At 63.2% G+C, this 14,435-nt stretch carries 17 protein-coding genes and 1 tRNA gene; 5 read left to right on the forward strand and 13 right to left on the reverse strand.

From position 1 onward, the window contains the following. Positions 1-17: 17 nt before the first annotated feature. The 3 genes from BM045_RS14930 to BM045_RS14940 form a co-directional block, all read right to left on the reverse strand. Positions 18-398, reverse strand: a complete 381-nt coding sequence (locus BM045_RS14930) for a hypothetical protein (protein ID WP_092184630.1) — start codon at positions 396-398, stop codon at positions 18-20. Positions 399-408: 10 nt separating this feature from the next. Next, complete coding sequence (locus BM045_RS14935; protein ID WP_092184632.1) at positions 409-1,071, reverse strand: sugar transferase; 663 nt, start codon at positions 1,069-1,071, stop codon at positions 409-411. Between the two features lie 424 nt (positions 1,072-1,495). Beyond that, positions 1,496-1,675 (reverse strand): hypothetical protein, encoded by a 180-nt coding sequence (locus tag BM045_RS14940; protein WP_092184634.1) that lies wholly within the window; start codon positions 1,673-1,675, stop codon positions 1,496-1,498. A gap of 461 nt (positions 1,676-2,136) precedes the next feature. Here BM045_RS14940 and galU point away from each other — a divergent pair, with 461 nt between their 5' ends. After that, complete coding sequence (gene galU / locus BM045_RS14945; RefSeq protein ID WP_092184636.1) at positions 2,137-3,048, forward strand: UTP--glucose-1-phosphate uridylyltransferase GalU; 912 nt, start codon at positions 2,137-2,139, stop codon at positions 3,046-3,048. Between the two features lie 226 nt (positions 3,049-3,274). On the opposite strand, the gene BM045_RS14950 is transcribed toward galU, so the two are convergent. The 7 genes from BM045_RS14950 to mgtE form a co-directional block, all read right to left on the reverse strand. Continuing rightward, positions 3,275-5,509 carry a Wzz/FepE/Etk N-terminal domain-containing protein gene (locus BM045_RS14950; protein WP_092184638.1) on the reverse strand — a complete coding sequence of 745 codons (2,235 nt, stop codon included), beginning with the start codon at positions 5,507-5,509 and terminating at the stop codon, positions 3,275-3,277. A 42-nt stretch (positions 5,510-5,551) separates the two neighbouring features. Continuing rightward, a complete protein-coding gene (locus BM045_RS14955; RefSeq protein ID WP_092184640.1) occupies positions 5,552-6,442 on the reverse strand; it encodes a glycosyltransferase family 2 protein in 891 nt (296 codons plus the stop codon). Between the two features lie 2 nt (positions 6,443-6,444). Beyond that, positions 6,445-7,443 (reverse strand): glycosyltransferase family 2 protein, encoded by a 999-nt coding sequence (locus BM045_RS18960; RefSeq protein WP_170848529.1) that lies wholly within the window; start codon positions 7,441-7,443, stop codon positions 6,445-6,447. After that, entirely contained in the window at positions 7,440-8,597 is a 1,158-nt protein-coding gene (locus BM045_RS18965; RefSeq protein ID WP_170848530.1) for a glycosyltransferase, read from the reverse strand. Before BM045_RS18965 ends, BM045_RS18960 begins: the two co-directional genes overlap by 4 nt. Before the next feature lie 229 nt (positions 8,598-8,826). Further along, positions 8,827-9,219, reverse strand: coding sequence for a GFA family protein (locus BM045_RS14965; RefSeq protein WP_092184642.1), 393 nt, complete (start codon positions 9,217-9,219; stop codon positions 8,827-8,829). A gap of 60 nt (positions 9,220-9,279) precedes the next feature. Beyond that, positions 9,280-9,762 (reverse strand): transcription elongation factor GreA, encoded by a 483-nt coding sequence (gene greA, locus BM045_RS14970; protein WP_092184644.1) that lies wholly within the window; start codon positions 9,760-9,762, stop codon positions 9,280-9,282. A gap of 2 nt (positions 9,763-9,764) precedes the next feature. Continuing rightward, positions 9,765-11,180, reverse strand: a complete 1,416-nt coding sequence (gene mgtE / locus BM045_RS14975; protein WP_092184646.1) for a magnesium transporter — start codon at positions 11,178-11,180, stop codon at positions 9,765-9,767. Positions 11,181-11,283: 103 nt separating this feature from the next. Here mgtE and BM045_RS14980 point away from each other — a divergent pair, with 103 nt between their 5' ends. Together BM045_RS14980 and BM045_RS14985 are read left to right on the forward strand one after the other, a co-directional pair. Then, entirely contained in the window at positions 11,284-11,652 is a 369-nt protein-coding gene (locus BM045_RS14980) for an MmcQ/YjbR family DNA-binding protein (RefSeq protein ID WP_092184648.1), read from the forward strand. 99 nt (positions 11,653-11,751) lie between these two features. Beyond that, a complete protein-coding gene (locus BM045_RS14985) occupies positions 11,752-11,958 on the forward strand; it encodes a hypothetical protein (protein WP_092184650.1) in 207 nt (68 codons plus the stop codon). 52 nt (positions 11,959-12,010) lie between these two features. On the opposite strand, the gene BM045_RS14990 is transcribed toward BM045_RS14985, so the two are convergent. Next, a tRNA-Leu gene (locus BM045_RS14990) sits at positions 12,011-12,097 on the reverse strand. A gap of 111 nt (positions 12,098-12,208) precedes the next feature. Beyond that, entirely contained in the window at positions 12,209-12,442 is a 234-nt protein-coding gene (locus tag BM045_RS14995; protein ID WP_092184652.1) for a FliM/FliN family flagellar motor switch protein, read from the reverse strand. A gap of 84 nt (positions 12,443-12,526) precedes the next feature. On the opposite strand from BM045_RS14995, the gene lipB reads away from it, so the two are divergent. Both lipB and BM045_RS15005 read left to right on the forward strand, forming a co-directional pair. Next, positions 12,527-13,270 (forward strand): lipoyl(octanoyl) transferase LipB, encoded by a 744-nt coding sequence (gene lipB, locus BM045_RS15000; RefSeq protein ID WP_244523013.1) that lies wholly within the window; start codon positions 12,527-12,529, stop codon positions 13,268-13,270. A 27-nt stretch (positions 13,271-13,297) separates the two neighbouring features. Continuing rightward, on the forward strand, positions 13,298-13,831 hold the full coding sequence (locus BM045_RS15005; protein WP_092184654.1) for a DUF4282 domain-containing protein: 534 nt from the start codon (positions 13,298-13,300) through the stop codon (positions 13,829-13,831). A gap of 71 nt (positions 13,832-13,902) precedes the next feature. Here the strand turns inward: BM045_RS15005 and BM045_RS15010 are convergent, their stop codons facing one another. Next, positions 13,903-14,280 carry a DoxX family protein gene (locus BM045_RS15010; RefSeq protein ID WP_092184656.1) on the reverse strand — a complete coding sequence of 126 codons (378 nt, stop codon included), beginning with the start codon at positions 14,278-14,280 and terminating at the stop codon, positions 13,903-13,905. Positions 14,281-14,435: the final 155 nt, after the last annotated feature.

Raw genomic sequence — 14,435 nt, forward strand, 5'->3', positions numbered from 1 at the left:
CGGCCGTGAGCCGGGGCTCAGGCCACGCCCTCGTCGGGCATCGTTTTGGGCGCCAGCGTCCGGTCGACCTGGCCAAGCAGCTCCTCGAGCCGCTGGATCTGGATATCGAGATGGGCAATGCGCTGGCGGGCCCGCGAGGCATTGCTCTCGGCAGAGCCGATCGCCTTTTCGTCCTCGCGCTCGCGCCGGCCATAATCGCCGGAATTGTCCATCAGGTTGACGGCCTGCGCATAATAGAAATTGAGCCGCTGGCCGAGGCCTTCCCGCTCGCGACGGGCATCGGCCAGGGCCATGGAGACGGCATTGCTGATCGTGCCGAAGCGGGCTTCGTCGGTCTCGGCATCGCGACCGGGATTGCGGGTGCGGAAGGCGCGGGGGCGGAGCGAAAGCAGGGCCATGGTGTCTCTCCTATCGGCTGCCGCTGCGCAGCACGACGACCTTGATCGTCTTGACCAGGATGACGAGGTCACCGAGGAACGACCATTCGCGAACATAGAGCGTATCGAGCTGCACGCGCTTGTCATAGTCCACATCGCTGCGGCCGCTGACCTGCCAGAGGCCGGTAATGCCGGGCCGCACGGCCGAATAATGCTCGATCTGCTCGGCATAACGGATGACTTCGTCCTGCACGATTGGACGCGGGCCAACGAGGCTCATCTCGCCACGAATGACATTTATCAACTGTGGCAGCTCATCGAGGCTGGTGACGCGGAGGAACCGGCCCAGCGGGGTGATGCGCGGATCGTCGCGCAGCTTCTGGGTGGCGTCCCATTCGGCCCGAGCCTGGGGGAACAGTTCGAGATGCCGCCGCAAAGCGTCCTGCGAATTGACCACCATCGAGCGGAATTTGAGGCATTTGAAACGCTTGCCGTTCTGGCCAATGCGCTCATGCGAGAAGAGGATCGGGCCGCGGTCCGATGAAAACATGATGACGGCGATGAAAAACATCGCCGGCAAGGCAAACAGCAGCATGGCGGAGGCCGTCATGATGTCGAAGGCGCGCTTGGCACCGATGCCGCGCCGGCTGCTGGATTGGATGTCGGAACTGACGTCGGCATTGATGATCGACATGGCGTTCTCCCGCGAAGTTTGAAGCCTCTGAACACTCGCGGCGCCATCTGCTGGACGTGAGCCAGGGTTCACGCAAGCGCAGGCGCTCACGCGGGATCCAGGCCCGTCGCACATCAAACTGGACCCGGATCGCGCCGGGTGCGCCGCACTTTGCCGGCTTCCCTTCCGTGGCAGGAAGTGGTCGCCATGGGGTGAAGGCAAACATGATCGGAAAGGTGTGGCAACGCCGGGTGCGCATGGCTGCAATGCACGACCCTGTCACAAATTCACCGAAAAGCGGCGTCGGCGCCAAAGGGCAAATCAGCCGGTGAAGTCGATCACCGGCGCGTGAACTCACATTGAAAAGATTATCGTTTCCGCTCTTCTATGCCGAACAGGCTGTGCAAGTAATGTTTTGTCCGGGCAAAAGCCTGCGGCCTGCCCATCAATTGAACAGAAAGACCACGCCGTTCCAGATCAGGTAGATGCCAACCCAGGCCAGCGCCATCACGCCGATGGCCACCAGCCCCCAGGGCCAGGCCAGCGCAGTCCGATCGCGCGCCGGCTGGGCCGACGTCATCGGCACTTTGTGCACCTGACCATCATCGGGTCCCTTTGGCTCCACGAAATCCTCCTCTGGCCGCGGCCTTCAGCGACGGCGGCAATTGTCCCGCCAATGCTTGATCCACCATGCAGGCGGCGTCGGCGCCTCAGCTATAGTTGGTCTAGCACCACGCGGTAAATACAACTCTCATAGCTAGACTGAAAGGGGCTGTCCGATCACGACTGCGCCGCGCGCGCCGCATCCCGGGAAGCGCTTGCCCTCCAGATATCACAAAACACTTTTATTTGGCGAGCCAGACAGCATCCGCAATTATACTAACTACATCTTTCGATCCATACTAAAGCAACCCTGGGAATTTCGGCGAAATAGGGCCAAATTCCGTTGCCTTGCTGCCAAATTAGGCAAAACGCACAAACAGCATATGTGCAATCGAGCCATGCAGTCCGGAACAGAATTTGCGGTGGTTCGACTGCTCTTCGCATGGTCCAATTCTCTTGCCCTACGCATTTAAGGAGAGTGAATTGTCCAAACGCGTCAAAACTGCTGTCTTTCCAGTCGCAGGATTGGGAACCCGATTCTTGCCTGCCACCAAAGCCATGCCTAAGGAAATGCTGACGGTCGTCGATCGGCCACTGATCCAATATGCCGTGGACGAAGCGCGCGAAGCGGGAATCAGCCATTTCGTTTTCGTCACCGGCCGCAACAAGGGCGTCATCGAAGATCACTTCGATCGCCAGTTCGAGCTGGAAGCCACGCTCGAGGCCCGCGGCAAGACCCGCGTACTCAAAGAGCTGCAGCAGGATCTGCCCTCGGCCGGCCGCACCAGCTTCACCCGCCAGCAGGAACCGCTGGGCCTGGGTCATGCCGTCTGGTGCGCCCGCGACATCGTGGGCGACGAGCCCTTTGCTTTGCTGCTGCCCGACATGCTGTTCAAGAGCCGCCGCGGCGTGCTCAAGCAGATGATGGAAGCCTATGAGGAAACCGGCGGCAATATCATCGCCGTCGAGGAAGTGCCGATGGCCGAGGTCTCATCCTATGGCGTGGTCGGGCGTGGCGATGGCAGTGACCAGAGCTTCCGCATCAATGGCATGGTGGAAAAGCCGGCCGTTGCCGAAGCGCCGTCAAACCTGATCATCTCCGGCCGCTATATCCTGCAACCCGAAGTCTTCAACCTGCTGGCAGACCAGCCGCGCGGCGCCGGCGGCGAAATCCAGCTGACCGACGCCATGCAGACCCTGGAGCGCCAGCAGCCCTTCTACGGCGTCAAATACGAAGGCCAGTCCTTCGACTGCGGCTCAAAGATCGGCTTCCTCACCGCCAATGTCGCCTACGCCCTCGACCGCGACGACATCGGCGACGACTTCCTGGCAGCGCTATCCCGTATCGGTTTGCAGAACCGGTTGATGGATGGGTTCAGGGTGGCGGCGGAGTAAACCGCACCACCCGCATCAAGCTGCATATATCGAAGAAGCCTCCACAACCACGGTGTCATCCCGGCCTTGAGCCGGGATCCATCTCGAGATGGCGCCACGGCCGCAAGGTGGTTCGATCTGGCGGCGTGAGGTGAAATCTCAGGATGGGCCCCGGCTCAAGGCCGGGGTGACACCGTGGGTGTGGGTCGTCAGGCGCCAGGCCAAAGACGCCGCGCAGCGTCCGCTCCTAATTTGGCGCCGCCTCCATCCGCTGTTCCGCATTATACGCAAAGCGCTCGAGCCCGCCGGCATCGGTGAACTTCGGCAGGGCATTCAGATCCACATTATTGAGCACCACGCCGACGATATAGTCGGCCAGCTCAGGCTCGCGTTCCAAGAGGCCCGTCAGCAGCCGGCGCGGCGTCTTGCCCCATTCGGTGACCAGCACGCAGCCATCGGTCAGCGGCAATACCGAGATGGCATCGATGACCAGGCCCAGTGCCGGCAGATCCATGATCACATGGTCGAACTGCCCACGCGCTTCGGCCAGCACCTTCTGCATATCCGGCCCCGACAGATCGCCACCGCCCGCTTCCAGCGCCGATGCGGCCAGGGTCATGATCCCAGTGTCACCGTCCGTGGTGGTCACATCGCGCCAGTCGCCGCGCTGTGACGGCAGGATGGGCCGCGATACCGCGTTACGTTTTTCCGGCGCGCTTTCGTCAGCATTGATCAGCAACACCCGCGAGCCCGAGGCGGCCAGCATTTCGGCCAGCGACACGGCAAAGGTCGATTTGCCCTCACCCGGCAGCGCCGACAGCACGCCGACCACCGCCGTCCCGCGCTCGCTGATCGGCTGCAGCACCAGCCGCGTTGCCTTCAGCGCCTCCATATAGGGACCGCCCCAGCGCCGGCCGATGCGCTGGCCGAAAGCGCCGCGCACCAGGGTGCGGATCGTCTTGCGCTGTTCGCCCGGCGCAGCGCGGCCGTCGAGCTGCAGCCGCGGCACATAGCCGAGAAAGCGCAGCCCCAGATGGCGGCGCACCTGCGAGCCGACGCGGAAACCGCGTTCGCGCAATTCGTTGAAGGCGCCCAGCACGGCGCCGATAAAAGTGCCGAAGATAAAGGCCGCGGCGAGGATCACCATGGTGCGCGGGCTGGACGGCTGGTCGGGCAAGAGCGCCTCGGTGACCACGCGCACCGAGGGGATCGGGAAACTCTGGCGCTGCACCGATTCCTCGTAGCGCAGCAGGTAACTGTTATAGAGCGATCGCAAAGCATCGGAGCGCTGCTGCAATTCGTTGAGGCGCACCTGATCCTGGCTGATCAGCCCGGCGTTCTGGCCCTCGGCATTGATATCGCTGCGCAGTCCAGCCTCCTGCTGCGTGGCAATGGAAAGCTGGGTGCGATACTGGCCATCGAGATTTTGCAGCAGCGCATAGATACGGCTATCGAGCGCCGCTTTTTCGGCGGCAAGGGTCTGCAATTGCGGATGATCCTCGCCAAACGCCGCTTCAACTTCCGCCGCCCGACTGGTCAAAGCCGCCGATTGGGTGCGCAGAATGGCGATCTCAGCCGGATCAGCCTGCGTGCCACTGAGCAGAGAAACATAGCCCGATGCCGCTTCCGGACCAGCCGCAACCACGGTGGCCAATTGCTCCGACAAAGCCCGCAGCCGCGCCGTCTCAGCCTGTGCCGTGGCCAGCTGACCGGAGAGAGCCTCGATACGTTGCGTTGTCAGGTTCTGGTCCTGCCCGACGGAGAGACCAGTCTGCTGGCGATATTGTTCGATGGCCAGGCTGGCATTGCGCTGGCTTTCGCCGATTTCAGCGAGACGCTGCTGCAGCCAGTCCGAAGCCGCGCTGGTGGCTTCCAGTTCCGCATTGAGCTGGTCCTGCAGCAGGGCATTGGCATAGGCGCGGGCGATACGCTGCGCCAGCTCGGGCGTCGCTGCCTCATAGCCGACGCGGATAATGGAACTGCGCCCCATACGATCGACCTGCACATTGGCGCGCAGCATGCCGACCACCTCGTCGAGGGTGGCCTCGAGATTGGTCGGCCGCTCGCTGCTCATGAACGGGATCAACCCACGAACCCGCTGGCTAAAGCTCGGTGGCGGATTGAGGAATTCCTGGTCGGTGGTGAGGTTTTCAGCCTGCGCCACCGCCGTCGCCACGCGGCTGGAGCGCAGCACTTCGATCTGGTTGAGCACCTGCGCTTCGAGATCGGCGCTGCTGCTGGCGGTACCGCCCTCGCCGGCTGCCTGTTCGAGCTTTTGATCGAGCAGCACCTGCCCCGCCGACATATAGCTGCGTGGCGCCAGCGTCAGGTAGAACACCGCCAGCAACAGCGCCACCAAGACGCTCAGCCCCAGCACCAGCGCCTGCCGCCGCACCAGGAACATCACGCGTTCGAGGTCAATGGTCTTGAGATCAGACGATTGGGGGGTAAACGTTTCGGGATAGCTGTTTTTCTCAAGCATGCAGTCGCTCCGCCATGGTGGTCGGGAAATCGGGAAAGCCGCTTAGCGCGGCGCAATCTGTCCGTAATGGGTCGCCTGGCGCACGCCCAGCAAGCCGCCAGCCACGCCGACATGCAGCACGGCGCGCAGCCAGTTGCGGCGGCGCTGCACCGGGGAAAACGTCGTCAGCGCGGCCATGGCGCCGCAGTAGGTGATCTTGGCCGAAACCACCGCCAGCGCTTTTGCGCGCGACCCCGCCTGCAGCATGCCATGCGTCTGGCCGAAGCGCAGTTTTCGCCGCACCAGCCAGGCCATGCTGGCCCGCTCGGCCGGCACCGGCTCTTCAACCAGCGCATCAGGCGCGTATTCTATCGTGCCGCCGAGATCACTCAGCGCATAGAAAAAGCTGGTGTCTTCGCCGCCACTCTTGCCCAGCGCCAGATCGAACCGCAGTGCATTGTAGGGCGCGCTCCAGCGGATCAGTACATTGCAGGTATAGCCGGTGCGGATCGCGCCGTTGACGAACACCGGCAGCGTGGCGTGAAAGTCGCCATCCACCATCCAGCGCGGCGCCTCGGGGGCGTAAAGCGCGCGCACCGGACCGAGAACGGCGGCCGCATTGGTAGCCTCGGCCTTTGCAACCAGCGCCGTCAGCCAGCCCGGCGTCACCACCTCATCGTCATCGACAAAGGCCACGAAGTCGGCCGCCGCATGCTCGAGGCAGGCATTGCGCGCGATACAGATATTGGCCGCCGGCGCATGGGTATAGGTGATCGGAAACGGAAACTGCTGCTGTATCTCGTCGACCAGCGCCCAGGCCGTCGGTTGGTGGTCATTGTCGGCAATGATCACCCGCACATCATGCTCACCGCTCTCCATCCGCGCGATGGAAGCGAGCGTCTCGGCGAGAAAGGGCCGGCGGAAGGTGCAGATGCAGATATCAACGCTGGCCATGACTACACCGCCTTCCGTGCAAACGGATGCTGCGCCACATGGACCCAAAAGCCCGACGACCACGCGAAATGCATGATCATGGCGGCCAGCCCCACCAGCGGCGACAGCAGCATGGGCATGCCATAATCCGGCGCGTGCTGGCGCGCCGCATGCATGCCCAAAGCGATACAGCCGACGCCCCACAGCGCCAGCGGCACCAGAAAGCCCCAATGCCAGATCGACAACGCAGCCAGCAGCACCACCGGCAGGATGGCAAGCGGCGCCATCTGGCGCAGCCGCGGCCGCATGCGGTGCTTCAGAATATTGCGCGCCCTGCCCCCGCCATAGCCGAAATACTGCCGGAACAGGCCCGCAGCCGTGGCGCGCGGATAATAGGTCATCCCGGTGCGATCAGTCAGCCAGATCATATGCCCGGCCTGCCGCAGCCGATAGTCCAGCTCGGCATCCTCGTTGAAGCGAAAACTCTGGTCATAGCCGCCGACCTGGCGGAAAGCATCCACCCGCATCAGCGCGTGATGGCCGTGATCGACCGGCCCGCTGCCCTTGCCGGTGCGATGCGCCGAACCGCCGGTGCCGATGGCTGAATTCTGCGCCGTCGCGACCGCCCGCTGGAATGGCGCCGTGCCGACCGTGGTCATCGGCACCACGACGCCACCCACCTGCCGCTCCTCGGCCTCGGCCACCAGCATGCGGCAATAATCCGGCGGATAGGCGCCATGCGCATCGATGCGGATCAGGTAATCCACCCCATCGCCAAACTGCGCCACCGCCAGATTGATCGCCGCGCTCTGGATCCGCTGCGGATTGTGGATCAGCACAACCCTCGGTTCGCTGGCCGCCCGCCGCGTCACGATATCCACCGTGCCGTCCCCACTGCCGCCATCGGCCACGATGATCCGTGCATCCAGCGCCGCGGCCTCCACCAGCAGCGCATCAAGCAGCGGCCCGATATGGCGCGCCTCGTTCAGCGTCGGCACGACAATAATGGTGCTGGCCGTCATGCGGCTTCCTCCAGGTCGGGAATGGTGGATTTGAGCGAGGACAGATGCGCCACGAGCTGGGCGCAATCTTCTTCGCTGCAGCGGAACAAGTCGCGCGGCAGGCTGGCCACGGCCGCCGCCAGTTGCTGCATCCGCTCCGCTGTCATGCCTTCAAACAGGCCGATCAGCGTCTCCGGCCGGATATCCGGCACGACCACGCCAATGCCCAGCCGCTCGATGAATGCTGCCGTCTCCGTCCCGGCCAGCGCGATCGGAACGGCGCCGTTCAGGCACCCCTCGTAAATCCGGTTGGGCAGCAGCCAATTGGAATTCTGCCCTTCTTCAAAAAAGTCGATCGCCCACACGAAATGCACATCCGAATAGATTTCCGCCAGATCGTCCGGATAGCGGAAAGTCCCGGCATAATTCAGATGCGGCGCCGCCGTGGTAGTCGCATGAAAATCCGCAAACTCGGTCAGCGCCGGCCGCCCACGCAGGGTCACTTCCAGCCCACCGCCGAAATGCCGCGACAGCGCATCCAGCGCCGCCAGCGACTTGCTGCAGCGCAAGGCGCCGAACCAGCCCAGCCGCATCGGCGCAAAATCGCCCAACAGCGCCGGATTGCATCCCACAGCGCTAAACCCCGGCGCAAACACCTTGTTCTCCACCAGCAGCGTCGGCGGCGCACCGTGGACATGAAAGTGATTGCGCAAAAAGGCCGGCGAGCTGGTTATCAGCGCATCGACGCGCCGCATCAAGCGCTGCTCCAGCCCGCGCATCGCCTGCCCCACGCCATCCGACCGCAACAGCAGCCGATGAATATCTAGACTCTCGTAAACCAGCGCCGGCGTACCGCCCCACAGCCCGACCAGCCGGTTGGCCACGCCCAGCATTTCGAGATTGCGCGCCATGATCACGTCAGGGCGCTTGAGCGCCCGCGACCAGTCCGGCGCCCGCCAGGCCGCCCCCAAAGTGGCCACCAGCCGCTGCAGCATCCGCCCGTCATGGGTGATGTCGAGCTCGACCATGGTTTCCACCGGCAGCTCCGGCTTTGGCGCATCGCCGCGCCGGAAACCCACGAGGTCCACCGTGGCACCACCCGCCTGCAGCATGGCGATGCGCCGCGCTACCGCCGGATCCGCCAGATTGTGCACGAGATACAAAATCCTGGGCAACGAGGCATCTCCTGTCCCAAGCAAGCCTGATTTTCCAAGCTTTTTCGCCGACACCCAGAGGCACCGCGCTAACCCCGCGAGCAAAGCGGCGGGAATGAGGGACGAGTTGAAAACGCAGCAATGACGCGGTCAACGTTGCCTGGATTGACGCTGTGATGCGCGAGGCGCATGTCACGAAACGGCCCAATTGCGCATTTTGGGCGGGTAAAAGCGGTGCGGCTTGGGGCGATCAGTCCTGCGTCCGCCCTGCCCCGGTCCGTCCATGCTCGAATCGCGTCAGGCCCGAAAATTCCGGCAACCAGGCCTCGCGCCGCACCACCCAGCTCTCGTAAGTCGGCACAAATTGGTCAGGCGCATCCAGCGTCCCCAGATGCACTTCCACCTCATCCTCCCAGCGCGCAAACACCGACGAGCCGCAGCTCGGACAGAAGTGCCGACCTCTATAGTTGGACGTTTCACCGCTGATCGTCACGGCGTCCTGCGGAAAGATCGCCGCCGCATAAAACAGCGCGCCATGATGCTTGCGGCAGTCGAGGCAATGGCAGATCGCCACCCGATAGGGCGTGCCCCGCGCCACGATCCGCACCTTGCCGCATTGGCAGCCGCCGGTGACCTGCTCCATCTCGATCCTCCTGCCAGAGCCTCGACCGAAGACTAGCTGACAGGCGCCATCATGGGCAGCCTAGGCGATCGCGACAATCTCCAGCTCGTGCTCACCAAGGCTGACCACATCACCCACGCTCTTGCCAATCAGCGCTCGTGCAATCGGCGAAACATAGGAGATCGACCCCGCCTTGGGATCGGCCTCGTCCTCGCCCACCAGCCGATAGGTCTGCACCCGTCCATCATCCCGGTTGAAGGTTACCGTGCTGCCGAAGGCGACCACGTCATTGCCCTCCGGCTTCGGCATCAGCTGTGCCGTGCGCAGGCGCTCGGTGAAATAGCGCAGGTCGCGAAACGGATTGGCCGCCTGCCGCCGCCGCTCATTGATATCGTCCACCGCCATGGCCGCATCATACTCGGCCCGCGCCGCCGCAAGCTGCCGCTCCAGTGCCGCCAAACCCTTCGCCGTCACCAGATTGGGCGCGTCGGAAATCGGACGGTCCGGCAGCATGGTTTCGGCCGCCGTCTCGGCACTGTCTTCCTTGGTGAAGGCAACGCTCATGGCTAGAACAGGCCGAACCACAGCCCGGCAATGCCGAGGAAGGCGAAGAAGCCGACCATGTCGGTAATCGTGGTCACGAACACCGCCGAAGCAATCGCCGGGTCGGCCTTGAACTTGTCCAGCATCACCGGGATCAGAATGCCCGCCGTACCCGCCACGATCAGGTTGATGATCATCGCCAGCGCAATGACAAAGCCCAGCTGCAGGTCGTTGAAGCGCACCCAGGTCACCAGACCGATCAGAATGGCAAAGATCACGCCATTGGCGATGCCCACCACCATTTCGCGGCCGACCAGCCGGCGCAGGCGCCGTCCATCCAGCTCGCGCATCGCCAATGCGCGCACCGTCACCGTCATGGTCTGCGTACCGGCATTGCCGCCCATCGAGGCAACGATCGGCATCAGCACCGCCAAGGCCACCATCTGGTCGATGGTCGCACCGAACAGACCGATGACGAAGGACACCGCCACCGCGGTAAACAGGTTGATCACCAGCCAGGGCGTGCGGCTGCGCACGGTGTCGAAGGTCGAATCGGAAATGTCCTCGTCGCCCACACCGGCCAGCAGCTTGATGTCTTCGTCGGCCTCTTCGTGAATGACGTCGACGATGTCGTCGATGGTGAGCACGCCGACCAGCCGCTTGCTTTCGTCGATGACGCCGACTTCCACCAGATCGTAGCGTTCGAAGTCGCGCGCGGCCTCTTCCTGGTCCTCATTGGCATCGACCAGCACCAGATTGGTGTTCATCAGTGCTTCGATCGCCGTTGCGCGCTGCGCCCGCAAGAACTTGTCGAGCGGAATGATGCCCAGCACCTGATAGGACGCGTCCACCACATAAATCTGGTAAAATTCGTCCGGCAGGTCGGGCTCGGTGCGCAGATAGTCGATGGTCTGCCCGACCGACCAGAACGGCGGAATGGCGATGAAATCGGTCTGCATCCGCCGGCCGGCGGATTCTTCGGGGAAATCCAGGCTTCGCTTGAGGCTCAGCCGCTCGAAAGTCGGCAGCTTGGCCAGCACTTCGTCGCGGTCTTCCTGCTCGAGATCCTCGAGAATCGCCACCGCATCGTCATTGTCGAGGCCCGAGACGCCGCGCGCGATATCCGCGTTGGGAATCTCGTCCATGATTTCCATGCGGACCGATTCATCGACCTCGGTCAGCGCCGAATAGTCGAAGCGATCGCCCAACAACCGCACCAGATGCAGCCGCTCGTCCGGATCAAGCGATTCCAGCACGTCGCCCAGGTCGGCGGCATGCAAGGGTTCGACGACCGTCGCCACATCATCATCGCGCCCGGCAGCCAAATAGGCGCGCAGGCGTTCCAGCCAGAGCGGACTGATGCGGTCTTCGCTGTCGCGGAACGCATTGCTGTCTGTCCCGGCGTCCAGGCCGGGTGCCGTCTCGGGATCTGTGCTCATTGGAGGCCCTTGCAGGACAAGAATTTCGGGGCAGGCCAAGCTGTAGCCAATCACCTGGCGATGCGCCAGAGTGGGCGCGTCGAATTGAAGGGGTTAGACGAAAATGACCACAGAGCTCGACCAGGCCTTCATCCGCATCGAAAAACTCGTCGAGCAGCGCCGCCTGCCCGGCGTCACCCGCAGCACCAGCTACGGCACCCCTGCCCTCAAGGTGCGCGACAAGAGTTTCGTCCGCCTGCGCGAGCCCGATGTGCTGGTCCTGCAATGCCCGGCCGAACAGAAAATCCTCTTGATGGAAATCTCGCCCGACATCTATTTCGAGACCCAGCACTATGTCGGCTATGCCGCGGTACTGATCCGGCTGGGCGCTATTTCCGACGAAGAGCTGGCCCTGCGGCTGGAAGATGCCTGGCGGCATCGGGCGCCCAAAACCCTGTCAGAGCAGCATTCGACGCGATCACCGGCCAATTAGGGCCATTCTCGGGCAGCCCCATCTTCGCCTCAAAGCGTGGCTTAGCTCGCGCCGTCGTGAAGACCAAGATCAATCAGAGGTTCATCCCAAGGAGATCCCATGTCCAAGATTCTGCTCGCCCCGCTTGCCATTGCCGCAGCGCTCGCTCTGGCCGCCTGTGGCGGCGACGCCCCGGACAACAGCACGGCCCCAGCCGCCGATGCGCCCCCGGCAACAACGGCACCAGCCACCCCGGCTCCAGCGGCAGCGCCTGCAGCCCCGGCCGACACCATGGCCCCGGCGGCTCCGGCAACCACCACGCCCTAAACCAAAAGGCCGCCCCGAAGGGCGGCCTTTTTCTGGTCATCCAAAGGATGATTGGTGCGGTCGAGAAGACTCGAACTTCCACGCCCTTTCGGGCACAGCGACCTCAACGCTGCGCGTCTACCAATTCCGCCACGACCGCACTTCTGGTAGAGCCCCGACCCGAGGGGTCGAAGCGAGTGGGGATGTAGCAAAGGTCTTTCATAACCTCAAGCGCTTAAATCGAGATTTCGGCGCGGCCTGTGGACAGAACCTATCCCCGACGGAAAATCTTCTCCGTTATCGATACCCGCAGGTGCCCATCTTCGACGCTGACCTCGCCATGGGCGATCAGCGTGTTATTGGCATAGATGTTGAGCGGATCATGCTCGGTGGCATCGAGTTCGATCACCGCGCCGCGCCCCATGCGCAGCAAATGGTGGATCGGCATGGTCGTGGCGCCAAGCTCGACCGTGATGTCCACTTCAATATTGTCTAATGTGCTCATAGATAGATGGCGAACCCCGGCGCGGCTGACACGTGGCCACCGCGGAATCTGTTACAGGCGACTATGGTTATGGAAATGTTAACAATGCGTGACGACGGCTGCGAAACCAGTTCCAAACTGGCACGCGATGACTCACGCCCGGTGCAATGGATCATTTCGTCCGAGCCGGTGCCCTACACCGTCGCGTTGGAAGCCATGAAGGCCCGCGCCGCCGCCATTGCTGCCGGCGAGGCCGAAGAAGCCATCTGGCTGCTCGAACATCCCCCGCTCTACACCGCCGGCACCTCGGCCGTCGCCGGCGACCTGCTGTCAGACCGCTTCCCGGTCTATGACGCCGGTCGTGGCGGGCAATATACCTATCACGGGCCCGGCCAGCGCGTGGCCTATGTCATGCTGGACCTCACCAGGCGCGGCCGCGACATCCGCTGCCTGGTGCAGGGGCTGGAAGGCTGGGTCATCGACACGCTGGCCGCCCATAACGTCGTCGGCGAACGCCGCGACGGCCGCATCGGCGTCTGGGTCAAGCGCCCCGACAAGGGCGTGCTGCGCGAAGATAAGATCGCCGCCATTGGCGTGCGCGTCTCCAAATGGGTGAGCTTCCACGGAATCTCCCTGAACGTGGCTCCAGACCTCTCTCACTACGACGGCATCGTCCCCTGCGGCATCACCGACCAGGGCGTCACCAGCTTCGAGGACCTCGGCCAGCTGGTGTCCATGGAGGAAGTCGATTCGGTGCTGCGCAGCGCCTTCGAAGCCCGCTTCGGCCCCACTATTTATGCCAGCGAGGAAGGCCTTGTCAGCGCCGCCCCGCATGGCCAAGTTGCATAACGAAAGAATCGACCCTCGGAGGGCAAGATGACCTTGGACGACCTCAAGCGCCTCTTCACGCGGCAGACGCTTTTCAAACTCGACGCCATCCTGTCGCCGAAGTTGGTGCCGATCCTTTATGCCCTCGGCCTCGCCGCCATCCTGCTCTGGGCCGTCAGCCACCTGTTCTGGAGCTTCGGCTTCGGGTTCGGCAATGTTCTCTGGGGCCTGCTGGAGATTGTGGTCTTCGGCCTCATCTCCTTCGTGTCCCTGCGCATTCTGTGCGAGGCGCTGCTGGTCTGGTTCCGCACCCATGAGTCGAGCGGCGAGACGGTGACCCGGTCGCGCTATTCGGCCAGCCTGCTCGATGAAGTCCGCGACGCCATCCGCGATCTCGCCGAGGAGGGCGATGATCTCGATTATGCCGAGGCCGACGAATATATCACCTCGGCCACCGAGCCTGCGCCCTATGTCGCGCCAACCACAGACGCCCCCCGCGCCCCGGCCACCAGCTCCGGCGAAGTCTTCGCCAAGCCGCGCCGCACCGCCAAGCGCACGCCACCGCCCAAAAACGTCACCTGATTGCGGTGACCAAAAACAAAAAGGCCGCCGGGACATCCATCCCGGCGGCCTTTTTCATTGCGCTAAGAGGCTTACTTCTTGTTGACGCTCCAGGCGCCCGGACCGGCGAACACCAGGTAGAGGAACACGAAGCAGAACAGGATGGCTGCGTCGCCGCCATTGTTGGTCGGGAAGGTGTTCATCGGCGCGTGAACCATGAAATAGGCCACGGCCATGGTGCCCGAAGCCACGAAAGCGGCCGGACGGGTGAAGAAGCCGATGATGATCAGGATGCCGGTGACGATCTCGATCAGGCCGGCGAGGCCGAACAGGCTCATCAGCGGCGGCGACATTTCGGTTGCCGGGAAGCCCAGCACCTTCTGGGTGCCATGCAGCAGAAACAGCAGAGCCGTAACGATGCGCAGCACGGCGAGGGCCTGCGGCGCATAGGCGGAGAGACGATCGAACATAGGATGATCCTTGACATAAAGTGCTGCGCCGCTTCGATCGGCGCATCGGGGAAAATTGCACTAAACCAAACGCTTGCCTAGCGGTACCGGACACAATGCGGACGCACTGTTCACCAATCCGAACATTCAAGTCCATGTGTTCGCCGGAATCGGCA

Origin of the sequence: Devosia sp. YR412 (genome assembly GCF_900110945.1) — a bacterium.
Classification (GTDB): Bacteria; Pseudomonadota; Alphaproteobacteria; order Rhizobiales; family Devosiaceae; genus Devosia.